The organism is Allobosea sp. LjRoot237 (assembly GCF_964253285.1).
In the GTDB taxonomy this organism is placed as follows: domain Bacteria; phylum Pseudomonadota; class Alphaproteobacteria; order Rhizobiales; family Beijerinckiaceae; genus Allobosea.
In genome coordinates this window covers 1,994,491-2,019,526 of record NZ_CAXUQP020000001.1, presented here as the reverse complement: position 1 = coordinate 2,019,526, position 25,036 = coordinate 1,994,491, and the positions used below count along the sequence as shown (strand labels likewise).

Genomic DNA, 25,036 nt, shown 5'->3' with positions numbered 1-25,036 from the left:
TAGCAAAATGCGTGTCTTATTATCAACTTACGGCTCGCGCGGCGATGTCGAGCCGCTCGCGGCACTTGCCGTGCAATTGCAGATTCTCGGCATCGAGGCGGTGGTGTCCGCTCCGCCGGATCAGGAATTCGCCGACCTGCTGGCCCGCGCCGGCGTGCCACTGGCGCCGGCCTTCATGCCGATCCGCCAATGGGTGAGCGAGCGGGCAAAGCCTGCGTCGGCGGCAGACTTCCATAGGCTCGCCTCCGACATGATGACTGCGCAGTTCGCCGCCATCTCCGCGGCCGCCGAGGGCTGCGACGCAATCGTGGCGACCGGCCTGTTCCCGTCTGCGAGTGCCGCACGGTCGGTCGCCGAGCGGGTGGGCCTCATTTATGGCCACGTCACCTTCTGCCCGCTGTTCCTGCCGTCACATCATCATCGGCCATTCCCCTATCCGGGGCATCCTTTGCCGCCGGAGGTAACCGACAACCGCAGCCTGTGGGATTTCAATATCCGGACCATGAATGCCCTGTTCGGCGAGGCGCTCGGGACGCATCGCGCGTCGGTTGGCCTGCCACCCGTCGGCAATGCCCGCGACCATGTCTTCACCACGCGCCCGTGGCTGGCGTCGGATCCGGTCCTCTGGCCATGGCGGCCGACGGATCTCTGCGATGCCGTGCAGACGGGCGCCTGGATCCTGCCTGACGAGCGCCCGCTTCCCGCGGAGCTGATGGCATTCCTGGAGGTGGGCGAACCGCCGATCTATGTCGGTTTCGGCAGCATGTTCATGCAGTCGGCAAGGGATGCCGCCGGCGTGGCCATCGAGGCGATCCGGGCGCAGGGCCGCCGCGCGATCGTGCTGCGGGGCTGGGCCGACCTCGCACTGGGCGACGACGCGGAGGATTGCTTCATCACCGGCGACGTCAACCAGCAGGCGCTGTTTCCCCGGATGGCGGCGGTCATGCACCATGGCGGCGCAGGCACCACGACAGCGGCGACTCGGGCGGGTGTACCGCAAGTGGTCGTCCCACAGATCGTCGATCAGCCCTATTGGGCTGGCCGGGTGGCGGAGCTGGGCGTTGGCGCCGCACATGACGGTCCGATCCCGACTTTCGAGTCGTTGTCGGCAGCGCTCGCCACAGCGCTGGCACCCGAAATCGGAATACGCGCGGCCGCTGTGGCGCGCACGGTTCGCAGCGACGGGGCTGCGGTCGCTGCGAAACTGCTGCTCGAGGCGGTCAGGCGGGAAGGACCGCCATTTTAGCGCCGCGTCGCAGCCTGCGCCGGCCCGGGAAACAGCGCATCGGTGTAGCCAGCGAAGTAATAGGCGACGAGCCCGGCCCATTCCTTGAAGGCGTCGTCGGCGATGTCGAGCCCGCGTGCCGCCTTGCGGTAAGGCCGCAGAAAATCTGCCCGCTCGCCGCTGGAGAGGAAGTCGACCGGGAAGGCCTCGACCTGGAAACCTGCCTTGCGGAACACGCCCATGGCGCGCGGCATGTGCCAGGCCGAGGTCACCAAGAGCCAGCGCTCACCGGGCTTGGGATCGACGAGGCGGCGGGTGAAGACAGCGTTCTCGACCGTGTTGCGCGACTTGTCCTCGAGGACGAGGCGGCTCTCCGGCAGGCCGAGCCCAAGGAAGAGCAGCCGCGCACCATCCGCCTCGGTTTTCAGCACCGGCGAGAGCAAGTTGGCGCCGCCGCCGGCGAAGACGAGTTTTGCCTCGGGATGAGCGCGGGCGAGCTCGACCGCCTTGACCATCCGCGCCGCGGCATTGTTGAGCACGATGTCCTCGCGCGCCACGCCGATCGCGCCGCCGAGCACGATGATGCCGTCGACCCTGCCGGAGTTCACCGCCTGCTGCGGGAAGCGATCTTCGAGCGGCCTGACCAGGATGCGCGGCAGCGGGCTGAAGGCGAGCAGGCCGAGCACGAACGCGCAAATAAGGCCGAGCCAGCGCCCCGGCCCGGAAAAGCGCGTAAAGGCGAGCAGGCTCGCCAGCACGAGCCCGCCGATGGCGAGGTTCACCGGCGAGGCCAGGAACCAGAGGATCTTGGAGAGGACGAAGAACATGATTTTCTTGAACAGACCAGCCTCCCCTTACGCGTAGAAAGCTGACAGGCCGTTAGGAAACGGCCGACGACGATGGGAGTTCGATGGTCGATTGCGTTCACGTTGCGGTGAGTGCCAGGTGGCGAGCAACGTCGTCCCAAGCCGTCATTCTCGGGCGAAGCGAAGCGCAGACCCGAGAATCTCAGGACGAGAAGGAGCTGTTCAGAGCCTCATCCGGCCTAAGATGCTCGGGACAAGCCCGAGCATGACGAGCCCTATTCCTACCGGAAGATCTGCGGCGGCGCGGCCGGTGGACGGCGGGTCTGGCGCGCCGCGAAGCGTTCGATCTCGAGTGCGCGCTCGGCCACCTCGCGCAGTTCGCAGCCGGCCTGCAGCCCGGCCGAACGCGCCGGCGGCTGGGATGCACCATAGAAGGCGCATTTCTGGACGGCGTAGCTTTGCCAGGCGAGCTGCAGCGCCGCGAACTGGCTGCGCGCCCCGGCATCGAGCGAACGTCCCAGCGCCGCACCCGCCAGCGTCAACCGCTCGCGCCAGACCGCCTCCTCGCGCCGGGCGCAGACGATCTCGGCCTGGGCCCGGTCGTTTGCTGAAGCGGCGCTGACACAGGGGACAGCGACAAGGCCGATGCAGCCCGGACTCGCGGTCAGCCCCTGCCGGACGCAGTTCGCCACCTGCAGCCGGTCACCTGACTGCACTGGGTTGGTCGGCGCCTGCGCGAGCGCAGCCATGCAGCCGAGCTGCGTCGAGACAAGTGAAATGGCAAGAAAACCGCGCATGGCGGCGATCATGACGGCCAAATTCGCCGGGTCAAGCGCGCTCTGCCGCCCTCACGTGATCGGCAACGGCAGCGCCGGCCCGGCCGCCGGCCGCGCCGCGACATGCTGGTACCAGCGGCGGACATTGGGCCAGTCCTTCTGCGGCACCGGCATGTGCAACCAGCGATGCGCACCGGGTGCGACCGTGATGTCGGCCATGCCGAAGCGCTCATTGGCGAGATAGGCTCGCCCGGCAAGATGCGCCTCGAGGATGTCGAGCTTGGCCTCGGCATTGGCGACAGAGGCATCGATCGACGCTTGGTCGGTATAGCCCGGCGTCTTGCGGATCAGCCCCCAGAAGGCCGGCGTCATCGCCGGCTGCAGCGAGGTGTTCATCCAGTCCATCCAGCGGTCGGCCTCGGCGCGCCTCGCCGGCTCCTCCTCCCAGATCCAGCCGGCGCCGTAACGGGCCGCGAGATAGCGCACGATGCTGTTGGATTCCCAGATGACGATCTCACCGTCCTCCAGCGTCGGAATCTGCCCGTTCGGATTCTTGGCGAGATAGGCCGGCTCGCGATTGCCGCCGAACTTGCCACCGATGTCGATGCGCTCGAAAGGCTGGCCGACCTCGCCGGCGGCCCAGACCGCCTTCTGGACATTGATCGAGCTGATCCGCCCCCAGATCGTCAGCATGTGTAGCACCTTCGCATGAGAGGGCGGCGACAATCAGCCTGCTCGCGGGCGAAGGCAAGCACCCGCGCCCCTTCAAATACTCCCGTCATTCCGGCCGCAGCGAAGCGGAGCGCCGGAATCCATCGTAGAGCTCCGGTGCCCTTCGATGGATTCCGGAGCTGCGTCGCTCCGCGACTTGTCCGGAATGACGGCGATGGTTGGCAATCTTGTTCCGCGCGGGAGCATCCGCCTCAGGCGAATTCCATGATGACCGCGTCGACCGCGAGCGAATCGCCCTCCTTCGCCAGGATCTTGGCGATGGTGACGTCCTTCTCGGCGCGCAGCACGTTCTCCATCTTCATCGCCTCGACCATCGCGAGCGCCTCGCCCGCCTTGACCTCCTGGCCGACGGTGACGAGCAGCGCCTTGACCAGGCCCGGCATCGGGCAGAGCAGCACCTTGCCGGTGTCGGCCGCAACCTTCTCCGGCATCAGCGCCGCCAGCTCCGCCTCGCGCGGCGTATAGACATGGGCGTTGGCATAGGCGCCCGCATGGCCGAGCGCGACGCCGTTCAGGATCGACCGGACCTGCGCCGCGATCGCGACCCCGCCGAGCGTGCCGCGCCAGACCGGCTCGCCCGGCCGCCAATCGCTCGCGACTGTCAGCTCACGGTCGGCAAAGGCGATCGTCACCGCCCCACCCTGCTCGGTGACCTCGCCCTCGAAGCGCTCGCCGCCGAGCGAGACGATGCGAGTGCGCTCGAACTCGACCTTGCGCCAGCCCTCCATCTGCGCCGAGACATGGCGCTTGCGGGCGTTGAGCCGGTGGTCGCAGGCAATCGCGATCGCCGCCATGCGCAGGGCGATCTCGCCTTCCGGCTGCGGCAGCGAGAAGCCCTCCGGAAACTCCTCGGCGATGAAACCGGTCGAGAGATTGCCCGAGATCCAGCGCGGATGCTGCATCACCGCCGCGACGAAGGGGATGTTGTGGCGGATGCCGTCGATGGCGAAGGCATCGAGCGCGCGCGCCTGCGCCTTGATCGCGGCCTCGCGCGTCGGCGCGTGCGTCACCAGCTTGGCGATCATCGGGTCGTAATAGATCGAGATCTCGCCGCCTTCGAACACGCCGGTGTCGTTGCGCACGGTGGCGTCGCCATCCGGCCCCTCGCTCGGCGGGCGATAGGTGACGAGGCGGCCAGTCGAGGGCAGGAAATTGCGGGTCGGATCCTCGGCATAGACGCGCGACTCGACCGCCCAACCGTTGAGCTTCACGTCGCTCTGGCCGATCGCGAGCGTCTCGCCAAAGGCGACGCGGATCATCTGCTCGACCAGGTCGATGCCGGTGATCATCTCGGTCACCGGATGCTCGACCTGCAGGCGCGTGTTCATCTCGAGAAAGTAGAAGGAACGGTCCTGGCCGGCGACGAACTCGACCGTTCCGGCCGAGTCGTAATTCACGGCCTTGGCGAGCGCGACCGCCTGCTCGCCCATCTTGCGCCGCGTCGTCTCGTCGAGCAGCGGCGACGGCGCCTCCTCGACGACCTTCTGGTTGCGGCGCTGGATCGAGCATTCGCGCTCGCCGAGATAGATGACGTTGCCGTGCTTGTCGCCCAGCACCTGGATCTCGATATGGCGGGGATCGACGATGAACTTCTCGACGAAGACCCGGTCGTCGCCGAAGGAGGACGCCGCTTCCGACTTGGCCCGGGCGAAGCCCTCGGCGACTTCGCCGGCCGAGTGGGCGATGCGCATACCCTTGCCGCCGCCGCCGGCCGAGGCCTTGATCATCACGGGATAGCCGATCTCGTCGGCGATGGTCACGGCATGGGCCGGGTCCTCGATGACGCCGAGATAGCCCGGAACGGTCGAGACATTGGCGGCCGCCGCCGCCTTCTTCGATTCGATCTTGTCGCCCATCGCGGCGATCGCGCCCGGATTGGGGCCGATGAAGACGATGCCGTTCTGCTTCAGCGCCTTGGCGAAGGCCTCGCGCTCGGAGAGGAAGCCGTAGCCGGGATGGACGGCCTCAGCGCCCGTCTGCTTGCAGGCGGCAATGATCTTGTCGATCTGGAGATAGGATTCGGCAGCGGGCGCGGCGCCGATATGCACGGCCTCGTCCGCCATCTCGACATGCAGCGCGTCGCGATCGGCATCGGAATAGACGGCCACCGTCTTGATGCCCATGCGCTGCGCCGTCTTGATGACGCGGCAGGCGATCTCGCCACGGTTCGCGATCAGAATCTTCGAGAACATGCGTGGCTTCCCCCAGACCGGTGCCTTCACTGTGCAGTGCGGGATTTACGGGAGGCAAGCGCATCCGTCCACTGATGCGAAAGTTTTGTAACGTGCGTGAAGGCCCGGCCGCGCCGTGGCCATAACGCCCGACTTGGCATCACGAAAAGCTGGGTCATCCCGGACAAGCCACGAAGCGGCGCCGATCCGGGATCCATTCCTGAGCCTTTCCGATTAAGGTTCTGGAATGGATCCCGGGTCGAGCTCCGCTCGCCCGGGACGACCGGAGTGTTTAAACCGATCGTAGATGCGGCGTGCCGGTCGCGCTCAGCTCGCCAGCAATACGCGCTGACCGACCGGGCTGGTCGAGATCCGTGCATCGGCCTTGCGCAGGGCGAAGCTGACCAGCGCCTCGTCGCAGACCTCGGCTTCACGCACCACCTCAAAGGCGATCTTCTGCGCCAGCGGCGTCGGGCCCTGCCCCGCCGAAAGCGTCGTCACCAGCCAGTGCGCCTTGTCGCGATCGATCTTGCCGGTCGGGCGGCTTTCCCAGACCGAGAAGTCGACGCAGAACGCCAGCAGCACATCGGCGAAGAGCGGCGACTTGTCGGCGACGGCGCGGTCGAGCGCCACCAGCACGTCGATGATGTCGCGAGTGAGCACGACCTCGTGCAAGATGTCGCGCTGAAGAACTCGGACGTCTTCATCGTCGATCGCGTGCCTGTCCATCACGCGATCGACGAATTCACGAAGTTCATGGCCGATCATTGTTCAACCCCTGTCCGACGTTGTTTTGTGTCGGTATGTCCCTGTCGTGTGAAGACGATGCAGTCGAGCCCGTCAGCAGGTGGTTAACGCGCAAATCTGAACGCGCGTTCAGGTTAAACGGTCCTGATCGGACGTGGTTGCGAGGATGTTACTGGCGCGGCCTTTCCCCCGTGCCCGCACGCGCTTCTCCGGGCTGCGTCTGGAGCATTGGACGCAAGCGCACGCGGCACTCTACCGTGACGCCGGATTCTCACCTCAGGCAGGCAGTGCGACCATGGCTTCTCCCGACACGCTCGCTGCGGTTTTCGACCATATCGACGCCAACCGAGGCACCTTCCTCGATCGCCTGATCGCCTATCTGCGCCATCCCAGCATCAGCGCCGAGAATATCGGCATCGCCGAAGTCGGCGCGCTGCTGGTCGAGATGCTGACCGAAATCGGGCTGGAGACCAGCCTGGTGCCGACCGACGGGCATCCCATGGTCGTCGCACGCTGGGCGAAGGCGCCGGGCAAGCCGACCGTGCTGCTCTACGGCCATTACGATGTGCAGCCGCCCGACCCGCTCGACAAATGGGTCTCACCGCCCTTCGAGCCGACGATCCGTGACGGCCGGATCTATGCGCGCGGCGTCGGCGATAATAAGGGCCAGCACTTCGCCCAGATCCTCGCCATCGAATCCCATCTCAAGGTGCATGGCACGCTGCCTTGCAACGTCATCCTGCTGCTGGAAGGCGAGGAGGAGATCGGCAGCCCGAACATCGCCGGCTTCGTGCGCGCCAACAAGGCGATGCTCAAGGCCGACCTCGCCGTCACCGCCGACGGACCGCGTCATGTCAGCGGGGCGGCTGCGATCAAGTTCGGTTCGCGCGGCGTGGTCTCCTTCGAGCTGCGCTGCCGCCACGCCGTCCGCGATGTGCATTCCGGCAATTTCGGCGGCGTCGTGCCGAACCCGATCTGGACCCTGGTGCATCTGCTCGGCACCATGAAGAACGCCGCGGGCGAGATCACCATTGCCGGCCTCCATGACGACATCGAAGCGCCGACCCAAGAGGAGCTCGCCGCTATCGAGGCCCTGCCGCTCGACATCGAGGCGGTCAAGCACAGCCTCGGTCTGACAAGGCTCGATGCGCCGGCCGACCGGCCCTTCTATGAACGCCTCTGCTTCCGCCCGACGCTGACCATCAACGGCTTCCACGGCGGCTATGGCGGTCCCGGCACCAAGACGGTCCTGCCGAATGAAGCCTTGGTGAAATGCGATATCCGCCTGGTGGACGCACAGGACCCCGAGGACATCCTGCGCAAGGTCGCGGCGCATGTGGCTGAGCACGCGCCGGAGGTCGAGTTCGTCGCAGGCGACGCCGGCATGCAGCCTTCGAAGACGCCGATCGCCTCGCCCTACACCGCCCCGCTACGCCGGGCCTTCGTCGCAGCGCAGGGCGAGGAGCCGCTGCTGATCCCGGCGGGTTTCGGCAGCCTGCCCGGCTATGTCTTCACCAAGATCCTCGGCATTCCCGCCTTCGTCACGCCCTATGCCAACCCCGACGAGGCCAACCACGCGCCAAACGAGAACCTGACGCTCGACTGCTTCTACAGTGGGCTTCGCACTGGGGCTGCGCTGTTGCACGAGCTCGGCCGGATCGAGGCGTCCTGAGCGGTGAATCCGTCTCTTACTTTTGGAAAGGGATTGTTTGCCAATCAGCTCGCGATGCAGGCTGATTGGAGCGAGCTCTCGGGAGGCAAGGAAATCGCATTTAGGTTTTTTGAGCCCTCATCCTGAGGAGCGGACCGCAGGTCTGCGTCTCGAAGGATGCTCCAGATGGTTCCGGAGCCTCCTGGAGCATCCTTCGAGACGCCATTCCAGATGGAATGGCGTCTCGAAGGATGAGGGCTCAGGGAGCAAATGCGACAGCCCTGCTCAGGGAGCGGTCCGTTCGCCCCTTAGGCTGGTTCTGCCACCGCCAGCCTGTCGACGATGCCGACCAGCTCGGCGCAGTTCTCGATCACATGCCGTGCGCCCGCCGCCCGCAATGCAGCGACCGGCTGGAAGCCCCAGGAGACCGCGACCGGAGTCACGCCGGCCGCCACCGCCATCTCCATGTCGAACGTGCTGTCGCCGACCATCAGCGTCCGCTCCGGCGCGACGCCGGTTTCGGCCATTGCCCGCAGGATCATCTCCGGATGCGGCTTCGATATCGCATCGTCAGCCGTCTGGGTCGTCGCGAACAGGCTGGCCCAGCCATGGCGTTCGATGGCGTAGTCTGCCCCGCGCCGCGACTTGCCGGTGGCGACGCCGAGCATCGTCTGCGGCCGCTGCGACAGCGTCGTCAGCAGCTCAGCGACGCCCGGAAAGAGCGGCTCGGCCAAAGACGGATCGGTCTCCGCCTGCTGGCGCATGCCGTTGAAGACGTCCCTGTAGGTCTGCGTCAGCACGTCGTCCGGCTCGGCAAGCCCCGCGACCCGCATCAGCGCGATATCCAGCGTCAGCCCGATGACACCGAGGCCAGCTTCGCGACCGGGGTGGACACGGCCGCAGCGTGCGAAGGTCTCGTACTGGGCGCCGAGGATGATCGCTTCGGAATTGATCAGCGTGCCGTCGAGGTCGAAGATGATGAGGTCCATGCCGGCGCTCTACAGGAGATGGCGAGATGCCGCCATCTCCACCGCTGCAAGGCGCTCATGCCGCCACGGCTTCATCCTTGCGGGTTGCGGCCGCATTCGGCGACGGCCGTGCGCAAGGCCTCGCCATCGAGCCCTTTCGAGCGCGCCTCCTTGCGGCATTCGGCACGCTGGGCAAGGTCCGGTCGCTTGCCGCTGAAGCAGGCGACCAGCGACGCGGTCCGCTCGGCCCCCTTGAGCCCGCTTGCATCAGCCTCCTGCTTGCAGACCGCCCGCGCCGTCGCAGCGGTGGGCTTGCCGTCGCGGGTCAGCCCGTCGCTGGCATAGAGCTTCACGCCCGGGAAGCGCTCCTGCAGGCAGTCGCGCATGGCGCGGCGCAGATCGTCGCCCGAGAGCGCGATGTTCTCGGCATAGCAGTCGCGCCGTGCCTCGGCGCGAGCGGCACGCGGCACCGGCTCATCGGCCGTTGCAGCGGCTGGTTGCGAGGCGGCCGGAGCCGGCTGCGCCTGGGCAAAGACCGTGGAGGAGAAAGTCAGAACGAGGCCGGCGGCAAGCAGGGAAATGCGCAACATGGAAAGCCTCCCGTGATGAACTGGTCACAGGAACAAACTTAGAACATAACGCGTTTTGTTCCGCAAGTGTTCTTACGTGAGGTCACGCAACTTTCCCGTGCGGACTGTCCTACTCGTCCGGCGCGTCGACGATCGGGTCGTAGGGCGCGTCCTCGAAGCCGAGCAGGTTCCAGCTCTGGCGCATATGCGGCGGCAGCGGCGCGCTGACATCGATCGTGCCCTTGCCGCGCGGATGCGGCAGCACGATGCGCCGGGCGAGCAGATGCAGCTTGTTCTGGATGCCGCCGGGCAATTCCCAGTTCTGGATGTTGAAGTATTTGGGGTCGCCGACGATCGGATGGCCGATATGGGCGGCGTGCGCACGCAACTGGTGGGTGCGTCCGGTCACCGGCTTGAGCGAGAGCCAGCCGAGCTTCTGCGCCGCGGTCTCGACCACGGCGTAATAAGTGACGGCATGCATGGCGCCCTCCCCGCCATGCTCGGCGATCGCCATGCGCTGGTCGCCGTCATAGGCTTCCTCGCGGGCGAGATAGGTCGAGATCCGGCCCTGGCGGACGCGCGGCACGCCGGCGACCAGCGCCCAATAGACCTTGCGCGCCGAGCGCGAGCGAAAGGTTTTTGCCAGCGTCGCCGCAGCAAAGCGCGACTTGGCGATGACGAGGCAGCCGGCGGTGTCCTTGTCGAGCCGGTGCACGAGGCGCGGCTTCTGCCCGTCCTTGCCGGTGAGCGCATCGAGCATGCCGTCGACATGACGGGTCGTGCCGGAGCCCCCCTGCACGGCCAGGCCGGCCGGCTTGTTGAGGACGATGACGTCGTCGTCCTCATAGAGCGTGATCGAGCGCAGGAAGCCGATCGTGTCACCATCGGCCTTGGCCGAGCGCGGCCGCTCTGCCGCCTGCTCGAGCTTGAGCGGCGGGATGCGCACGGTCTGGCCGGCCTCGAGCCGGTCCTTGCTGTCGGCGCGCTTGCCGTTGACGCGCAGTTCGCCCTTCCGGACGATGCGCTGGATATGGCTGAAAGAGAGCTGCGGGAAGCGCGCCTCGAGAAAGCGGTCGATCCGCATTTCGTTCTCGTCCGGCGTCACCACGAGCTGCTGCACGCCGGTCGAGAGTACCTCGGCGGTCACGGCCTTGACCTCGGCGCGCGTCGGCGCATCCGTGATCGGCGGCTTGCGCGGTGCGGGCTTGCGCGGTCCTGCCGCCCTCGGCGCGGGATGATGTGGCTTCGGGTTGCGCGTCGGCTCGGTGCGCACGGCCTCTTCCTCCGCCGGACGCGGCCTGGCGCGGGCCGAGCGGCGCGCGTCATGGCTCGGGCGCTTGCCCTTCGGCGCGCCGGAAGCGGGCGGCCTGCCGCCGCGCTTGGGGCCGTTGCCTCGCGCAGGTCCGCCTGTTCCCTTGCCCCCAGCTCCCTTGCCGCCGGTTCTCATGTCAGCCCCCGCACGATGGATAGTCCCGCGACCAGCGCCGCGAGCGAGAGGACGACCGAGCCGAGCACATAGAGCGCGGCCGGCAGCGCCTCGCCGCGCTCCCAGAGCAGCATGGCGTCGAGCGAGAAGGCCGAGAAGGTGGTGAAGCCGCCGAGGATGCCGGTGGCGAGGAAGAGCCGTGCATTCTGCGTCCAGCCTTCGCCGGCCTTAAAGGCGAGGAAGCCGGCGACCAGCCCCATCATGCCGGAGCCGAGGATGTTGATCGCCAGCGTCCCATAGGGGAACGAGGCGCCGAGCCATTTCAGCGAGACGAGGTTGACGCCGTGCCGGAGCACGCCGCCGATGCCGGCGCCGAGGAAGACGAGAGCGGTGGAAAGCATCGCTGAGGCATAGAGCGCCGCGCCATCGCGCACAAACGAAATCCGCTGCGGACGCGCCGGGTTCGGCCTGATATCGTCACCTACCCGCGGATTCGATCCCTCCCCGGCCGGCCCCGACAGATGAGCACCATCGGCGCCTTGTAGATGGTAGCCTTCTCTCGTCAGCCTCTGCGGCTTGGCATACGGGCGAGCCGCACCGGCAACGGAAATCGCTGTCCTGCCTCAATCCCATCCACGCAATTGACTTGCCTCGCCTGCGAACGGCAGAAACGCTGGATAGCGTGGGGTGATCGTCGCGCCGATGGCATGCGGTTCTGAGTTCGGAGGCGGATGGACCAGCACGGCGCTTCTGGCCGGGCTCGGCCTCGCACTTCTGCCGCAGATCGCCTTCGCGGCGCCGCTGCGCCTGCCATCCCATCCGGCACAGCCTCCAAGCTTCGCCCGCGCCTGCACCATCGCGCTACCCGAGACCCCACCGTTGTTCGCCAGTAAAGAGGCAGCTGCCGCGGCCAAGGATGAGGCGGACGACGACAGCGACGAGGAAGAGGACGACGACGACGACGATCCGCCGCAGCGCGGCCTCGTCCTGCCGGGCACGGCGACCTGCCTCTCGATCACCGGCACGGTCAGCGCCGGCATGCAGCGCGATGCCTTCCGGGCCTCGCGCCTCGGCCCGCCGCCGCCTTCCGACGTAACGTCATTCTCGGTCAGCGCCGCCTTCCGGATCGCGACCTCGCATGAGCTTTCATCGGGACTGCGCATCGGCACCGCCTTCGGCTTCACCCTGTACAGCCCGGTCGACGGGGTCAGCGAGAACTCGATCGACGAGGCGACGATCCTCATCGGTCCCTGGACCTTCGGGCTCGATGCCTCGCGCTTCTCGTTCTGGACCGGCGACGAGTTCATCTTCTCGACACGCGTCCCCTCACGCACCGTCGGGGTGATCGCGCTCGAGCTGCCGCTGACCGAGAGCTGGACCGCGACGCTCGCCCTCGAGGATCCGGCACTCGGCAACAGCTCCTCGACCGCGCCGATCCCGAGCGGCCGGCGAGTACCCGACGCGATCGGCCGGCTGGTCTATGCGCAAGGCGGCTGGACGATGCATGGCGCGCTGGCGCTGCGCGAGATCCCCGGCACGCCGTCCCGCTTCGGCCGGGCCGGCATCATCGGCGCAACCTATGAAGGCGAGGCGTTCGGCAAGGGCTGGAGCCTGACCGCCCAGCTCGCCGGCGCGATCGACGGCGCGCCCTATATCGGCTCGCAGCTCGATGCCCGCACCGTCAGCCGCGTGCTGCTGGCGAGCGATGCCACGCGCGGCTTCTCCGCGCTCGTCTCCGGCCGCTACGAATGGACCGAGCAGATCGCCAGCAACGCCTATCTCAGCCGCTATTGGCTGGAGGTGCCGCTGCCGGGCCAGATTCGCGGCGAGGTCAGGATCGACCGCCTCGCCGCCAATCTGGTCTGGACTCCGATCGAGGGCTTCAAGGCCGGGATCGAGAGCTCGGTCGCCTGGGCGAAGATCGCACTGACCGGACGCGAGATTCCAGTTGGGTTAGCGGGGCGGCAGATCTCGACGCAGGTTTTTATCGAGCGGAGTTTCTGAGGCGGCCGGGTGTTCGGCCGCATCCCGACGTCATTCTCGGGCGGAGCGAAGCGCAGACCCGAGAATCTCAGGACCAGTAGGCGCCGACTGGAGCCTCCTCCGGCCTGAGATGCTCGGGTCAAGCCCGAGCATGACGCGAGCTGAGCGTGCCTACTCCCCGCGCTCCTGCCGCAGCTTTTCCCAATACTCCAGGCGCTTCCTGATCTCGCGTTCGAAACCGCGCTCCGGCGGGTCGTAGAAGCGCTGGCGGCCGAGCGCGTCGGGCCAATAGTTCTGGCCGGAAAAGGCGTCGGGCGCGTCGTGGTCGTAAGCGTAGTCGGCGCCGTAGCCCTCGGTCTTCATCAGCTTGGTCGGCGCGTTCAGGATCGTCTTGGGCGGCGTCAGCGATCCGGCCTGCTTGGCGACGCTCATCGCCGCCTTGTAGGCGACATAGGCCGCATTCGATTTCGGCGCGGTGGCGAGATAGATCACCGTATTGGCCAGCGCGAGTTCGCCTTCGGGCGAGCCGAGCTGCTCATAGGTCTCGGCGGCGGCACGCGCATGCATCAGGGCCTGCGGGTCGGCGAGGCCGATATCTTCGACCGCCATGCGGACCAGCCGCCGCGCCAGGAAGCGCGGATCCTCGCCGGCGTCGAGCATGCGGGCAAAATAGTAGAGCGCAGCGTCAGGATCGGAGCCGCGGATCGTCTTGTGCAGGGCCGAGATCAGGTTGTAGTGGCCATCCTGCGCCTTGTCGTAGATCGGCGCGCGGCGCTGGATCACCTCGCTCAAGCCCGCTTCGTCGAAGATCTCGTCCGGCTTGGCGGCGCGCCAGGTTTCCTCGGCGAGCGTCAGCACCGCCCGCCCGTCGCCATCGGCGAAGCGCGCCAGCGCCAGCCGCGCCTCCGGCGTCAGCGGCAATTCGCGATTCTCCAGCGCCTCGGCCCGGCCGAGCAGGAAGAGCAGAGCCGCCTCGTCGAGCGCCTTGAAGGTCAGGACGCGAGCCCGCGACAGGAGCGCCGCGTTGAGCGCGAAGGACGGGTTCTCCGTGGTGGCGCCGACCAGCGTGATCGTGCCGTCCTCCATCACCGGCAGGAAGGCATCCTGCTGGGCCCGGTTGAAGCGATGGATCTCGTCGACGAACAGCAAGGTGCCCTTGCCGCCGAGCCGGCGGCCGCGGGCTGCATCGAACGCCTTCTTCAGATCGGCGACACCGGAGAAGATCGCGCTGATCTGCTCGAAGCCGAGATCGGTCTGCCCCGCGAGCAGGCGCGCCACCGTCGTCTTGCCGGTGCCGGGCGGGCCCCAGAAGATCAGGCTGCCGAGCGAGCCCGAGGCGATCAGCCTAGTCAGGACGCCATCCTCGCCGGTCAGGTGATCCTGGCCGGCGATCTCGCCGAGCGTCGTCGGCCGTACCCGGTCGGCGAGCGGGCGCGGACCGGACTTGTCGAGGCCCGAGGCGGAGAAGAGGTCGCTCATGATAACCGGTCGTCATGCTCGGGCTTGACCCGAGCATCTCGGAAACCAGCCATCTGGTCACGAGATTCTCGGCTCTGCGCTTCGCTTCGCCCGAGAATGACGAAATGACTCAACACCGCCCTCACCCGCCGAACGTCGAGGTCACGCTCTGGCCGCCGCGCGAGATCGTCACCTCCCAGGAGCGCTTGCGCTCGCGCGTCGCCAGCTCGATGTCGCGCGAGGCGTTGATGCGCTCGCCATTGATCGCGAGGATGAGATCGCCCTTGCGGAAGCCGACACGAGCGGCCGCGCTACCCTCCTCGATCTCGCTGACGACGACGCCCTCGGTCGAGAGGTCGATCGAGAGTTCCTCGGCGACGGCCGGCGACAGGTTCAGCACGGTCAGGCCGGTGAAGGGCGAACGGCCGGCGACCTTGACCGGCTCGCGCGGGCGCGTCTCCGGCGCCGGCGTCAACTTGATCGGGACAGTGATGCGCTTGCCGCTCCGCAACACGGTGAGCTGCGTCGTGCCGCCGATCGGCCGGGTCGCGAAGCGGTAGCCGAAGCTCTCGGGATCGTCGACACCGACGCCGTCGACCGCGAGGATCACATCCGAGCGCTTGAGGCCGCCTTCAGCCGCCGGCCCCGACTCGACGACGCTGGCGACGACCGAGCCGGCTGGCCGGTCGAGTCCAAGCCCGTCAGCGACGTCCTGGGTCAGCGCCTGCAGCCGCGCCCCGAACCAGGCCCGGCGCACAGTCGCTGCTCCCGTCTTCGCGCTCTCGACGACGACACGCACCATCGCCGAAGGAATCGCAAAGCCGATGCCGACACTGCCCCCCGACTTCGAGAAAATCGCAGTATTGATGCCGGTGAGCCGGCCCTGCATGTCGACCAGCGCGCCACCGGAATTGCCGGGGTTGATCGCCGCGTCGGTCTGGATGAAGGACTGGGCGTCGCCGACGCCGACCTGGGTGCGGGCCAGGGCCGAGATGATGCCTTGCGTCACCGTCTGGCCGACACCGAACGGGTTGCCGATCGCCAGCACGAGGTCGCCGATCTGCAACGTATCGGAATCGCCGACTTCGATCGCAGCCAGGTCCTTGACGCCCTTGAGCTTGAGCACGGCGAGATCGGTACGTGGATCGCGCAGCAGGATCGCCGCTTCGAACTCACGCTTGTCGGAGAGCGCGACCTTGACCTCGGTCATGCCCTCGATGACGTGGTTGTTGGTGACCACCAGCCCGCCGGCATCGACGATCACGCCCGAGCCGAGCGAGCGCTGCACCTGCTCGCGCGGCAGGCCAAAGCCGCCATCACCGAAGAAGCGACGGAAGAAGGGGTCGTCCATGAACGGGTTCTGCGGCCGCCGCTCGACGCGGGTGCCATAGACGTTGACGACCGAGGGCGCCGTCTTCTGCACGACAGGCGCGAAGGACAGCGTGATCTGCTGGCGCGCTTCGGGCACCTGCCGGGCCTGGGCCAGCGCAGTGCCCACCGGCAGCGACGTCAGGCATGCCGCGATCAGTGCGAGCCGCAAGCCTCGGGCGCTGGACTGGACCATGAATTTCTCCCGCCTGGGACATGAGTCGATGAAGGACATAGCTACGCGATAGCGGAAACCAATGCGCCGCAGCAAATGCCGAACGCCGAACGCACCAAAAGCCGGCGCGGTTCCCCGCGCCGGCTCGCCGAACCTAAAGATGGAAATCATGGCGACTTTGCGCCAGCCATAATGAGCAATGGCGGCGGCAGTCCCCTCTCCCCTTGCGGGAGAGGGCTAGGGTGAGGGGTCGCGCGACGCTAATCGCAAGCGTCCAGCCCGCGGCGAAACCTTCCAGACCTGAGCGACCCCTCATCCGGCCCTTCGGGCCACCTTCTCCCGCAGGGGGAGAAGGAAAGAGCGCGCGCTCGTAGGATGCGCAGCTCCCCCCTACTTCGCGTCACTCAGCAGCACCTTGTACTTCTCGATCTCGGCCGGAAGCATCTTGGCGACGAACTCCGGCGACATCTCGTCCTTCTCGGGGAGCACGGACGAAAGTTCCTTGAAACGCCCGTGCAGCCTCTCACTGGCGAGCGCCGTCCGCAGCGCCTGGTTCAACGTCTCGATCACCGGCTGCGGCGTGCCCTTCGGCGCAAAGATCGCGTTCCAGCCCTGGGCCTGGAAGGCCGGCAGCCCGGCCTCGGCCGAGGTCGGCACCTCCGGCAGGCTCGGCAGGCGCTGCGGTGTCGCCACCACCAGTGCCTTGACCTTGTTGCCCTGGACGGCGCCCGAGAGCGAGGTCGCCGCATCGCAGACGCCGTCGATCTGCCCGCCCATCAGATCGTTCAACGCCGGTCCCGCGCCGCGATAGCTCACCAGCGCCACGTCGAGCCCGGACGCCTTCAGGAAATTGCGGCAGATCAGATAGTTCGAGGAGCCGACGCCGGCGTGGCCGAGGCTGATCTTGCCGGGGTTCGCCTTGGCGTAGGCTAGGAATTCCTTGAGGTCCTTGGCCGGAAAGTCGAGCTTCAGCGCGATCATCGGCGAGGTCTTGGCGACGAGGCCGATCGGCACGAAATCGGCCGGCGTATACTTCAGGTCGTTGTAGATCGTGTAGGAGGCGGCATTGGTGCCGCTGTTGCCGATCACGATGGTATAGCCGTCGGGCTCGGCCCGCGCCGCCCGCGTCAGTGCGGTCGCGCCGCCCGCCCCGCCCATGTTCTCCATCACGATCCGCTGGCCGAGAATCCGGCTCATCTCGTCGCCGACGAGACGCGCGATCACGTCCGAAGAGCCGCCGGCGGCGAACGGCACCAGCATGTTGATCGGCTTCGACGGATACTTGTCCTGGGCCTGCGCCGGCAGGATTGCGATGGCAGCGAGAACGGCCAGAGCAGCGCGCTTCATGCGGATATCTCCCTCGATCCCGGGCTTGTTTCCCAGTGGCGTTGTACCGCCCTGCCCGGTTCGGGATGACGCTAGCATCGGCCTGACGCAGCGAAAAGCGCGAGCAGGCGCAACAATGTCTCGTAGCAATCGTTCCATCTTCGATTTGCGCGGGCAAAGAAAAAGGGCGGCCCGAAGACCGCCCTTTCAAAAATGCTTGATGCCGGTGAGGCTCAGGCCGCCTGCTCGTCATCCGCGGTGAAGACCGGGCCGGAATCCTTGCCCTTGGCCTCGACGTCGCGATCGACGAACTCGATCACGGCGAGCGGGGCGTTGTCGCCGAAGCGGAAGCCCGCCTTCATGATGCGCAGATAGCCACCATTGCGCTCCTTGTAGCGCGGGCCGAGCACGGCGAAGAGCTTGCCGACGATGGCGACGTCCTTGATCTGCGCGATCGCCTGACGGCGGGCGTGCAGGTCGCCGCGCTTGCCGAGCGTGATCAGCTTCTCGACGACCGGACGCAGGTCCTTGGCCTTCGGCAGCGTGGTGGTGATCTGCTCGTGCTTGATCAGGGCCTGGGCCATGTTGGCGAACATCGCCTGGCGATGCTCGGCCGTGCGGTTGAAACGGCGACCGCGAAATCCGTGACGCATTTTGGCTCTCCATTGATTTTACGGCCGCCGTGCCACGGTACGGCCGTTCGTTCTGATAGGGCGAATGATGAATAGCGAAATGGCGAATAGAGCGAACCACTCGCCATTCGCCATTTCGCCACTCGTAATCTCAGTAGTGTTCCTCGAAGCGCTTGGCCAGCTCTTCGATGTTTTCCGGCGGCCAGCCCTGCACGTCCATGCCGAGATGGAGGCCCATGGTGGCGAGCACTTCCTTGATCTCGTTCAGCGACTTGCGGCCGAAGTTCGGGGTGCGCAGCATCTCGCCCTCCGACTTCTGAATCAGGTCGCCGATATAGACGATGTTGTCGTTCTTCAGGCAGTTCGCCGAGCGGACGGACAGCTCGAGCTCGTCGACCTTCTTGAGCAAAGCCGGGTTGAACGGCAGCTGCGGCGCGGTCGAGACGGCCTCTTCCTTGCGCGGCTCTTCGAAGGTGATGAAGACGGCGAGCTGGTCCTGCAGGATGCGGGCGGCGAGCGCCAGCGCGTCCTCGGGGGTGACCGAGCCGTTGGTCTCGATCTGCATGGTCAGCATGTCGCGGTCGAGGTTCTGGCCCTCGCGGGTGTTCTCGACGCGATAGGAGACCTTCTTGACCGGCGAGTAGAGGCTGTCGACCGGGATCAGGCCGATCGGCGCGTCCTCGGGACGGTTCTGCTCGGAGGGGACGTAGCCCTTGCCGGTGTTGACCGTGAACTCCATGCGGATCTCGGAGCCCTCGTCGAGCGTGCAGAGCACGAGCTCGGGGTTGAGGATCGAGACGTCGCCGATGGTGTTGATGTCGCCGGCCGTGACGGTGCCCGGGCCGGTCTTGCGCAGGGTCATGCGCTTGGGACCCTCGCCCTGCATCTTGATGGCGATCGCCTTGATGTTCAGGACGATATCGGTGACGTCCTCGCGGACGCCCGGGATCGAGGAGAACTCATGCAGCACACCGTCGATCTGGACGGCGGTGACAGCCGCGCCCTGGAGCGAGGAGAGCAGCACGCGGCGCAGCGCGTTGCCGAGCGTCATGCCGAAGCCACGCTCGAGCGGACGCGCAATCACGGTGGCCTGACGCTTCGGGTCGTCTCCGACCTTGACTTCGAGCTTGTTAGGCTTGGACAGATCCTGCCAATTCTTGCTGATCACGACCGCACTCCTGGTGATTCAATAATGGCGGCGGCGGGCCGCCCCGTACCGGCGTCCGCCCCTGCGGACGCCGCTTCGATCCGGCTAAGGCTTTAGACGCGGCGACGCTTGCGCGGCCGGCAGCCATTGTGCGGGATCGGCGTCACGTCGCGGATCGAGGTGACGGTGAAGCCGGCGGCCTGCAGCGCGCGCAGCGCCGATTCGCGGCCCGAACCCGGACCGGTGACCTCGACCTCGAGGGTGCGCATGCCATGCTCGGCAGCCTTGCGGGCGGCGTCCTCGGCGGCGACCTGGGCGGCATAGGGGGTCGACTTGCGCGAGCCCTTGAAGCCCATCGTGCCGGCGGACGACCACGAGATCGTGTTGCCCTGCGCGTCGGTGATGGTGATCATGGTGTTGTTGAACGAGGCGTTCACATGCGCGACGCCGGAAACGATGTTCTTGCGTTCGCGACGACGGACGCGCTGGGCTTCCTTGGCCATAGTCTCTTTCTTCCATCCTTCAGGCGCGCCCGTGATTCCAGGCGCTGGGGATATCGCCTGCCCGCGGGCGGGTCAGGCGACGTAAAATGCGGCGAGCCGGTTGTCCGGCCCGCCGAAACTCACTTCTTCTTGCCGGCGATCGGCTTCGCCTTGCCCTTGCGGGTGCGGGCGTTGGTGTGGGTGCGCTGGCCGCGCACCGGCAGCGAGCGGCGATGGCGCAGGCCGCGATAGCAGCCGAGGTCCATCAGGCGCTTGATGTTCATCGAGACTTCGCGGCGCAGATCGCCCTCGACGAGATAATCGCGGTCGATCGTCTCGCGGATCTGGAGAACCTCGGCGTCGGTCAGCTGGTTGACCCGGCGCTCGGCGGCGATGCCGACCTTGGTGCAGATTTCCTGCGCCTTGGCCGAACCGATGCCGTGAATGTACTGCAGACCGATGACGACGCGCTTGCCGGTCGGAATGTTGACGCCCGCGATACGAGCCATGTTCTTCACCTCTCCATTGCGGCCATGACGCGAGGCGCCACGACAATGACAAGAACTCCGCGTCCGGTGGAGGCCGGCCCTTGCGGAGCGTTTGAACCCAGTCCACGCGAGAACGCGACGTCGACCCTTCTTGCGAAGGCATCGGCATCGCTCATCTGAAACCGGATTGCGCGCTGGTAGTCGGTTGGGCGTGCCCTGTCAAGCCAGGGGCGCAGGCTACCGGGGCAATCGCTTGAAAGGCTTTCTCACCGTTCCCGGAATGCGCAAAGCCCTCCCCCCGCCTGCGGTGGGGAGGGTTGGGTGGGGGGCAGCGCCGCTTGGCGCCGGATTGGAAAAATCTCGAGCCCTGCTTTCCGGCCCCCCATCCCTAACCCTTCCCCACCGCAAGCGGGGGGAAGGGAATCGCGCACGCCTCACTTCTTGACCAGCGGGCACTTGCTCTCCGACAGCGGCGCGATGATCTCGGCCGCCGGTATCTTGCGGACGACCTTGAAATAATCCCATGGCGCCTTCGACTCCGACGGCGCCTTGGCCTCGACCAGCAACATGTCGTTCATCAGCCGGCCATCCTCGCGGACCTTGGCGCCGGGCGCAAAGAAGTCGTCGACCGGCAGCTCCTTCATCTTGGCCGCGACCGCCGGGCCCGCCGCCGTGCCGGCCGCCTTCACCGCCTTGAGATAGTGCAGCACGGAGGAATAGACGCTGGCCTGGATCATGCCCGGCATCTTCTTGGTGCGCGCCATGTAGCGATCGGCCCAGGCGCGGCTCGGCTTGTCGGCGTCGTGGTAATAGGCGGTGGTGGTGATCAGCCCCTTGGCCTTGTCGAGCCCGAGCCCGTGCACGTCGCTCAGCACCACGACCATGGCCGCGAGCTTCTGGCCGCCGTCGACGAGGCCGAACTCACCGGCCTGCTTGATCGAGTTGATCGTGTCGGTACCGGCATTGGCGAAGGCGACGATCTTGGCCTTGGAGGCCTGCGCCTGCAGCAGGAAGGACGAGAAGTCCGGCGTCGACAGCGGCGCGCGCACGGTGCCGAGCGTCTTGCCGCCATTGGCCGCGACGATCGTCTCGATGTCGGCGGTGAGCTGGTGGCCGAAGGCATAGTCGGCGGCGATGATGTACCAGCTGTCGCCGCCTTCGCGCAGGACCGACAACGCCGTACCCTTGGCCGAGGTCGCCGTGTCGAAGGTCCACATGAAGCCGGTGGCCATGCAGTCCTCGTTGAAGAGCCGCGTCGTCGCCGGCCCATTGTAGAGCGCGACCTTCTGCTTCTCCTTCGCGATCCCCGCGACGGCGAGCGCAACCGCCGAATTGGTCAGGTCGGCGATCGCCGTGACGCCGTCGACATCGTACCAGCGCCGGGCCAGGCCGGCGGCCACATCCGGCTTGTTCTGATGGTCGGCGGCGACGATCTCGATCGGCTTGCCCAGCACCGAGCCGCCAAAATCCTCGATCGCCAGCTTCGCCGCCTCGACCGAGCCGAGCCCGCCGAACTCGGCATAGGTGCCCGACTGGTCGTTGAGGATGCCGATCTTGACCGCATCCTGCGCCCGCGCGGTCGATGCGGCCGCGAGCAGCGCAGCCGCCACAAGGCAAGCTATCCGTTTCATGCCGTCCTCCCGATCTCCGGCCGGTCGGCTGATCGGTGATGGCATATGCCACCAGCCTTGGCTGCCGCCGCTGCCGTGTCTTGGCCGTTATCGGCCTCAGCCGAGTTCAGTGCCCGGAAGGAGATGTGTCAATTGCGGGAGTGGCGCGGGAAACCGCGCCTGCGCCGGCCTAAATGTGCACCGCCCCCTCTCCCTGCTGGATCGCCGCCTCATCCGACAACGGTGCCCAACCTCGACCTTGCGGCTAGCGCCGCTGAGGCATATGCTCTGACATATGCCAACAGCGCGTGAAAGACACGAATGAACGAGATTCGGCATGTCAGGCTGTTCCGCAATGGCCGCAACCAGGCGGTTCGCATTCCTGTGGAGTTCGAGCTTCCCGGCGACGAGGCGCTGATGCGCCGCGACGGCGACCGCCTCGTCATCGAGCCGCTCGCGAAGCGGGGATTGACCGCCCTGCTCGCCGGGCTGGAGCCGCTCGACGAGGCTTTCCCGGAGATCGCCGATCCTCCGCCGGCGCCGGAGCGTGGCCTTTGACGCGTTACCTGCTCGACACCAACATTATTTCCGATCTGATCCGGCAGCCCCAGGGTCGTATCGCCAAGCGCATCGCCGAGATCGGGGATCGCCAAATTCTGACGAGCGTGATCGTCGCGGCCGAATTGCGCTATGGTTGCCGGAAAGCCGGCTCGGCGCGCCTGTCGGCGACCGTCGAGGCCCTGCTCTTCGAGATCGAGACCATTGCTTTCGACGAAGCAGCCTCACGCGCTTACGCTGATCTGCGTACGGCTCTCGAAGCCAAGGGCCAACCCATCGGCGGCAACGACATGCTCATCGCTGCGCAGGCTCTGGCGCTCGGCTGTGTCATGGTCACGGCTAACGCCAAAGAGTTCGCGCGCGTCGACGGGCTCGCGATAGAGAACTGGCTGAGCTGAGGGCTTCGATACTGGTTCGCGCGGCGCCTCAGCGCTTGCGCACGAACTCCGTGCGCAGAACGAGCCCCTTGATGCTCTCATGGCGGCAATCGATCTCCTCGGGATTGTCCGTCAGTCGGATCGACCTGATCACCGTGCCCTGTTTCAGGGTCTGGTTGGCGCCCTTGACCTTGAGGTCCTTGACCAGCGTCACCGCGTCGCCATCAGCGAGGATGTTGCCTGCAGAATCGCGAGCCTCAGGCTTGAGCGCTGCTGCCGCAGCCACTTCCGCGGCCGGGCGCCATTCGCCAGTCGTCTCGTCATAGACGTAGTCGTCATCGCCGTCGGCCATGGGCCTGCTCCATCCTAAGAAAAAGCCGCGCAGTGAACACCGCGCGGCATCGGAATTCAAATCGGCTCTGGGCCTCAGCCCGCGAGCGCCTGCTCGATCGCCCCGGTGACCTGATCGATCGGCTGCATCCCGTCGATCGGCGTGAGCTGGCCGCGCTTTTCGTAATAGGGCGCGACGATCGCGGTGTCGCGGTTATAGGCCTCGAGCCGGGTCTTGAAGACCTCCGGGTCATCGTCCTTGCGCACCGGCTGGCCGGCGGCCTTGGCCTCCTCGGCGCGGCGCACGATCCGGTCGACGAGCTTGCTCTGGTCGACCTTGAGCTCCAGCACCTTGTCGAGCTTCAGTCCCTTCTCGGCGAGCATGGCATCGAGCGCCTCGGCCTGCGCCAGGGTGCGCGGGAAGCCGTCGAGGATGAAGCCCTTCTTCGCATCGGATTCTTCGATGCGGTCGGCGACGATGCCGATGACGATCTCGTCCGAGACCAGTCCGCCTGCATCCATCACCGCCTTCGCCTTGAGGCCGACCGGGGTGCCGGCGGCTACCGCCGCGCGCAGCATGTCGCCGGTCGAGAGTTGCGGAATGCCGTGCTTTGCGACGATCCGTGTCGCCTGAGTGCCCTTCCCCGCCCCCGGCGGCCCCAGGAAAATCAGCCTCATCAGCGCCTTGCCCCCCTCAACTTCGCCTTCTTGACCAGGCCCTCATACTGATGGGCCAGGAGATGACCATGGACCTGAGCGACCGTGTCCATCGTCGTCGTCACCACGATCAGCAGCGAGGTGCCGCCAAGCAGGATGATCGGAATCTGGGCATAGGTGATCATGAACTCCGGGATCAAGCAGACGATAGTCAAATAGGCGGCGCCGAGCACGGTGATGCGGGTCAGCACCCGGTCGATATGTTCGGCGGTGCGCTCGCCCGGACGGATGCCCGGCATGAAGCCGCCATGCTTCTTGAGGTTGTCTGCCGTCTCGACCGGATTGAACACGATCGCGGTGTAGAAGAAGCAGAAGAAGATGATCAGCGCCGCATAGAGGAACATGAACAGCGGCCGGCCGTGCGCCAGATAGGTCGCCAGCGTTGCCAGGATGCCGGTGCCGCCCGAGGCTTGGCTGAAGCTCGCGATCGTGGTCGGCAGCAGCAGCAGCGACGAGGCGAAGATCGGCGGGATCACGCCTGCCGTGTTGAGCTTCAACGGCAGGAACGAGGTCTGGCCCTCATACATCCGGTTGCCGACCTGGCGCTTCGGATAGTTGATCAGCAGGCGCCGCTGGGCGCGCTCGACGAAGACCACGAAGGCAATGACGCAGACCGCCATGACCAGCACCAGCAGCAAGAGGCCGGTCGAGATGGCGCCCTGGCGGCCAAGCTCGAGCGTCTGCGCCAGCTGCGCCGGGAACTCGGCGATGATGCCGGCGAAGATGATCATCGAGGTGCCGTTGCCGATACCACGGCTGGTGATCTGCTCGCCGAGCCAGAGCAGGAACATGGTGCCGCCGACCAGGGTGATCGTGGTCGAGATCAGGAAGAACGGCCCCGGCTCCAACACGAGATTGCCCGAGCCCTGCAGGCCAACGCCGATGCCCCAGGCCTGGAACAGCGCCAGTACCAGCGTCAGATAGCGCGTGTACTGGTTGAGGATCTTGCGGCCCGCCTCGCCTTCCTTCTTCAACGCCTCGAAAGTCGGCACGACGCTGGAGAGCAGCTGGACGATGATCGAGGCCGAAATATACGGCATGATCGCCAGCGCGAAGATCGCGAGCCGGCCGACCGCGCCGCCCGAGAACATGTTGAACAGGCCGAGCACGCCTGACTGGGTCTGCTTGAACAGATCGGCGACCGCATCCGGGTTCATGCCGGGCAGCGGGATATAGGTACCGAGCCGGTAGACGATCAGCGCCCCCAGCGTGAACCAGATCCGCTTCTTCAACTCGTCGGCCTTGGCCAGCGCGCCGAAATTCAGGTTTGCCGCAAGCTGTTCAGCCGCCGATGCCATGCGTCCGGTCCTTGGG

Annotated in this window: 25 protein-coding genes; 5 read left to right on the top strand and 20 right to left on the bottom strand. The window is 66.6% G+C overall.

Going from position 1 to position 25,036, the window contains the following annotated elements:
* Positions 1–70: 70 nt before the first annotated feature.
* Positions 71–1,246 carry a nucleotide disphospho-sugar-binding domain-containing protein gene (locus ACSQ24_RS09825; protein WP_436094488.1) on the top strand — a complete coding sequence of 392 codons (1,176 nt, stop codon included), beginning with the start codon at positions 71–73 and terminating at the stop codon, positions 1,244–1,246.
* Here ACSQ24_RS09825 and ACSQ24_RS09820 read toward each other — a convergent pair.
* From ACSQ24_RS09820 to ACSQ24_RS09800, 5 genes are all read right to left on the bottom strand, one after another.
* Positions 1,243–2,052: a YdcF family protein gene (locus ACSQ24_RS09820; protein ID WP_436094487.1), complete on the bottom strand. Its 810-nt coding sequence runs from the start codon at positions 2,050–2,052 to the stop codon at positions 1,243–1,245. The genes ACSQ24_RS09825 and ACSQ24_RS09820 overlap by 4 nt on opposite strands.
* A 260-nt stretch (positions 2,053–2,312) precedes the next feature.
* The gene (locus ACSQ24_RS09815) at positions 2,313–2,828 is read right to left on the bottom strand and encodes a hypothetical protein (RefSeq protein WP_436094486.1); all 516 of its coding nucleotides are present in this window, start codon (positions 2,826–2,828) and stop codon (positions 2,313–2,315) included.
* Between the two features lie 51 nt (positions 2,829–2,879).
* Complete coding sequence (locus ACSQ24_RS09810; RefSeq protein WP_436094485.1) at positions 2,880–3,500, bottom strand: glutathione S-transferase family protein; 621 nt, start codon at positions 3,498–3,500, stop codon at positions 2,880–2,882.
* Positions 3,501–3,730: 230 nt separating this feature from the next.
* The gene (locus ACSQ24_RS09805; protein ID WP_436094484.1) at positions 3,731–5,731 is read right to left on the bottom strand and encodes an acetyl-CoA carboxylase biotin carboxylase subunit; all 2,001 of its coding nucleotides are present in this window, start codon (positions 5,729–5,731) and stop codon (positions 3,731–3,733) included.
* Positions 5,732–6,037: 306 nt separating this feature from the next.
* Positions 6,038–6,478, bottom strand: a complete 441-nt coding sequence (locus tag ACSQ24_RS09800; protein WP_436094483.1) for a hypothetical protein — start codon at positions 6,476–6,478, stop codon at positions 6,038–6,040.
* A gap of 274 nt (positions 6,479–6,752) precedes the next feature.
* On the opposite strand from ACSQ24_RS09800, the gene ACSQ24_RS09795 reads away from it, so the two are divergent.
* Positions 6,753–8,129 (top strand): M20/M25/M40 family metallo-hydrolase, encoded by a 1,377-nt coding sequence (locus tag ACSQ24_RS09795; protein WP_436094482.1) that lies wholly within the window; start codon positions 6,753–6,755, stop codon positions 8,127–8,129.
* Between the two features lie 287 nt (positions 8,130–8,416).
* Here ACSQ24_RS09795 and ACSQ24_RS09790 read toward each other — a convergent pair whose 3' ends face one another.
* From ACSQ24_RS09790 to crcB, 4 genes are all read right to left on the bottom strand, one after another.
* The gene (locus ACSQ24_RS09790; RefSeq protein WP_436094481.1) at positions 8,417–9,097 is read right to left on the bottom strand and encodes an HAD-IA family hydrolase; all 681 of its coding nucleotides are present in this window, start codon (positions 9,095–9,097) and stop codon (positions 8,417–8,419) included.
* Between the two features lie 71 nt (positions 9,098–9,168).
* Positions 9,169–9,666, bottom strand: a complete 498-nt coding sequence (locus tag ACSQ24_RS09785; RefSeq protein WP_436094480.1) for a hypothetical protein — start codon at positions 9,664–9,666, stop codon at positions 9,169–9,171.
* A 109-nt stretch (positions 9,667–9,775) separates the two neighbouring features.
* Positions 9,776–11,092, bottom strand: a complete 1,317-nt coding sequence (locus ACSQ24_RS09780; protein WP_436094479.1) for an RluA family pseudouridine synthase — start codon at positions 11,090–11,092, stop codon at positions 9,776–9,778.
* On the bottom strand, positions 11,089–11,472 hold the full coding sequence (crcB, locus tag ACSQ24_RS09775; RefSeq protein ID WP_436097861.1) for a fluoride efflux transporter CrcB: 384 nt from the start codon (positions 11,470–11,472) through the stop codon (positions 11,089–11,091). Before crcB ends, ACSQ24_RS09780 begins: the two co-directional genes overlap by 4 nt.
* 286 nt (positions 11,473–11,758) lie before the next feature.
* On the opposite strand from crcB, the gene ACSQ24_RS09770 reads away from it, so the two are divergent.
* Positions 11,759–13,075: a hypothetical protein gene (locus tag ACSQ24_RS09770; protein WP_436094478.1), complete on the top strand. Its 1,317-nt coding sequence runs from the start codon at positions 11,759–11,761 to the stop codon at positions 13,073–13,075.
* Between the two features lie 150 nt (positions 13,076–13,225).
* On the opposite strand, the gene ACSQ24_RS09765 is transcribed toward ACSQ24_RS09770, so the two are convergent.
* From ACSQ24_RS09765 to ACSQ24_RS09730, 8 genes are all read right to left on the bottom strand, one after another.
* On the bottom strand, positions 13,226–14,533 hold the full coding sequence (locus ACSQ24_RS09765) for a replication-associated recombination protein A (protein ID WP_436094477.1): 1,308 nt from the start codon (positions 14,531–14,533) through the stop codon (positions 13,226–13,228).
* A gap of 121 nt (positions 14,534–14,654) precedes the next feature.
* Positions 14,655–16,076 (bottom strand): DegQ family serine endoprotease, encoded by a 1,422-nt coding sequence (locus tag ACSQ24_RS09760; protein WP_436094476.1) that lies wholly within the window; start codon positions 16,074–16,076, stop codon positions 14,655–14,657.
* 369 nt (positions 16,077–16,445) lie between these two features.
* The gene (locus ACSQ24_RS09755; protein ID WP_436094475.1) at positions 16,446–17,402 is read right to left on the bottom strand and encodes a tripartite tricarboxylate transporter substrate-binding protein; all 957 of its coding nucleotides are present in this window, start codon (positions 17,400–17,402) and stop codon (positions 16,446–16,448) included.
* Positions 17,403–17,614: 212 nt separating this feature from the next.
* A complete protein-coding gene (gene rplQ, locus ACSQ24_RS09750) occupies positions 17,615–18,034 on the bottom strand; it encodes a 50S ribosomal protein L17 (RefSeq protein ID WP_436094474.1) in 420 nt (139 codons plus the stop codon).
* A gap of 130 nt (positions 18,035–18,164) precedes the next feature.
* The gene (locus ACSQ24_RS09745; protein WP_110489267.1) at positions 18,165–19,181 is read right to left on the bottom strand and encodes a DNA-directed RNA polymerase subunit alpha; all 1,017 of its coding nucleotides are present in this window, start codon (positions 19,179–19,181) and stop codon (positions 18,165–18,167) included.
* Between the two features lie 92 nt (positions 19,182–19,273).
* Entirely contained in the window at positions 19,274–19,663 is a 390-nt protein-coding gene (rpsK, locus tag ACSQ24_RS09740; protein ID WP_043237079.1) for a 30S ribosomal protein S11, read from the bottom strand.
* 119 nt (positions 19,664–19,782) lie between these two features.
* On the bottom strand, positions 19,783–20,151 hold the full coding sequence (gene rpsM / locus ACSQ24_RS09735; RefSeq protein ID WP_436094473.1) for a 30S ribosomal protein S13: 369 nt from the start codon (positions 20,149–20,151) through the stop codon (positions 19,783–19,785).
* Between the two features lie 413 nt (positions 20,152–20,564).
* Complete coding sequence (locus ACSQ24_RS09730) at positions 20,565–21,761, bottom strand: ABC transporter substrate-binding protein (protein WP_436094472.1); 1,197 nt, start codon at positions 21,759–21,761, stop codon at positions 20,565–20,567.
* 300 nt (positions 21,762–22,061) lie between these two features.
* On the opposite strand from ACSQ24_RS09730, the gene ACSQ24_RS09725 reads away from it, so the two are divergent.
* Positions 22,062–22,298 (top strand): antitoxin, encoded by a 237-nt coding sequence (locus ACSQ24_RS09725; protein WP_284170354.1) that lies wholly within the window; start codon positions 22,062–22,064, stop codon positions 22,296–22,298.
* Positions 22,295–22,696, top strand: coding sequence for a type II toxin-antitoxin system VapC family toxin (locus ACSQ24_RS09720; protein ID WP_436094471.1), 402 nt, complete (start codon positions 22,295–22,297; stop codon positions 22,694–22,696). The genes ACSQ24_RS09725 and ACSQ24_RS09720 overlap by 4 nt, the downstream gene beginning before the upstream one ends.
* Before the next feature lie 28 nt (positions 22,697–22,724).
* Here ACSQ24_RS09720 and ACSQ24_RS09715 read toward each other — a convergent pair whose 3' ends face one another.
* The 3 genes from ACSQ24_RS09715 to secY all read right to left on the bottom strand — a co-directional run bounded on the left by ACSQ24_RS09715 (position 22,725) and on the right by secY (position 25,020).
* Complete coding sequence (locus ACSQ24_RS09715; protein ID WP_436094470.1) at positions 22,725–23,027, bottom strand: alkylphosphonate utilization protein; 303 nt, start codon at positions 23,025–23,027, stop codon at positions 22,725–22,727.
* 74 nt (positions 23,028–23,101) lie between these two features.
* The gene (locus ACSQ24_RS09710; protein WP_436094469.1) at positions 23,102–23,683 is read right to left on the bottom strand and encodes an adenylate kinase; all 582 of its coding nucleotides are present in this window, start codon (positions 23,681–23,683) and stop codon (positions 23,102–23,104) included.
* Complete coding sequence (secY, locus tag ACSQ24_RS09705) at positions 23,683–25,020, bottom strand: preprotein translocase subunit SecY (RefSeq protein WP_436094468.1); 1,338 nt, start codon at positions 25,018–25,020, stop codon at positions 23,683–23,685. The genes ACSQ24_RS09710 and secY overlap by 1 nt, the downstream gene beginning before the upstream one ends.
* Positions 25,021–25,036: the final 16 nt, after the last annotated feature.

Bases quoted from the DNA above. Each gene is read 5' to 3' on its own strand.
- ACSQ24_RS09820 (WP_436094487.1), bottom strand. From the start codon at position 2,052: ATGTTCTTCGTCCTCTCCAAGATCCTCTGGTTCCTGGCCTCGCCGGTG.
- ACSQ24_RS09815 (WP_436094486.1), bottom strand. From the start codon at position 2,828: ATGCGCGGTTTTCTTGCCATTTCACTTGTCTCGACGCAGCTCGGCTGC.
- ACSQ24_RS09810 (WP_436094485.1), bottom strand. From the start codon at position 3,500: ATGCTGACGATCTGGGGGCGGATCAGCTCGATCAATGTCCAGAAGGCG.
- ACSQ24_RS09805 (WP_436094484.1), bottom strand. From the start codon at position 5,731: ATGTTCTCGAAGATTCTGATCGCGAACCGTGGCGAGATCGCCTGCCGC.
- ACSQ24_RS09800 (WP_436094483.1), bottom strand. From the start codon at position 6,478: ATGATCGGCCATGAACTTCGTGAATTCGTCGATCGCGTGATGGACAGG.
- ACSQ24_RS09795 (WP_436094482.1), top strand. From the start codon at position 6,753: ATGGCTTCTCCCGACACGCTCGCTGCGGTTTTCGACCATATCGACGCC.
- ACSQ24_RS09790 (WP_436094481.1), bottom strand. From the start codon at position 9,097: ATGGACCTCATCATCTTCGACCTCGACGGCACGCTGATCAATTCCGAA.
- ACSQ24_RS09785 (WP_436094480.1), bottom strand. From the start codon at position 9,666: ATGTTGCGCATTTCCCTGCTTGCCGCCGGCCTCGTTCTGACTTTCTCC.
- ACSQ24_RS09780 (WP_436094479.1), bottom strand. From the start codon at position 11,092: ATGAGAACCGGCGGCAAGGGAGCTGGGGGCAAGGGAACAGGCGGACCT.
- crcB (WP_436097861.1), bottom strand. From the start codon at position 11,472: ATGCTTTCCACCGCTCTCGTCTTCCTCGGCGCCGGCATCGGCGGCGTG.
- ACSQ24_RS09765 (WP_436094477.1), bottom strand. From the start codon at position 14,533: ATGAGCGACCTCTTCTCCGCCTCGGGCCTCGACAAGTCCGGTCCGCGC.
- ACSQ24_RS09760 (WP_436094476.1), bottom strand. From the start codon at position 16,076: ATGGTCCAGTCCAGCGCCCGAGGCTTGCGGCTCGCACTGATCGCGGCA.
- ACSQ24_RS09755 (WP_436094475.1), bottom strand. From the start codon at position 17,402: ATGAAGCGCGCTGCTCTGGCCGTTCTCGCTGCCATCGCAATCCTGCCG.
- rplQ (WP_436094474.1), bottom strand. From the start codon at position 18,034: ATGCGTCACGGATTTCGCGGTCGCCGTTTCAACCGCACGGCCGAGCAT.
- rpsK (WP_043237079.1), bottom strand. From the start codon at position 19,663: ATGGCCAAGGAAGCCCAGCGCGTCCGTCGTCGCGAACGCAAGAACATC.
- rpsM (WP_436094473.1), bottom strand. From the start codon at position 20,151: ATGGCTCGTATCGCGGGCGTCAACATTCCGACCGGCAAGCGCGTCGTC.
- ACSQ24_RS09730 (WP_436094472.1), bottom strand. From the start codon at position 21,761: ATGAAACGGATAGCTTGCCTTGTGGCGGCTGCGCTGCTCGCGGCCGCA.
- ACSQ24_RS09725 (WP_284170354.1), top strand. From the start codon at position 22,062: ATGAACGAGATTCGGCATGTCAGGCTGTTCCGCAATGGCCGCAACCAG.
- ACSQ24_RS09715 (WP_436094470.1), bottom strand. From the start codon at position 23,027: ATGGCCGACGGCGATGACGACTACGTCTATGACGAGACGACTGGCGAA.
- ACSQ24_RS09710 (WP_436094469.1), bottom strand. From the start codon at position 23,683: ATGAGGCTGATTTTCCTGGGGCCGCCGGGGGCGGGGAAGGGCACTCAG.
- secY (WP_436094468.1), bottom strand. From the start codon at position 25,020: ATGGCATCGGCGGCTGAACAGCTTGCGGCAAACCTGAATTTCGGCGCG.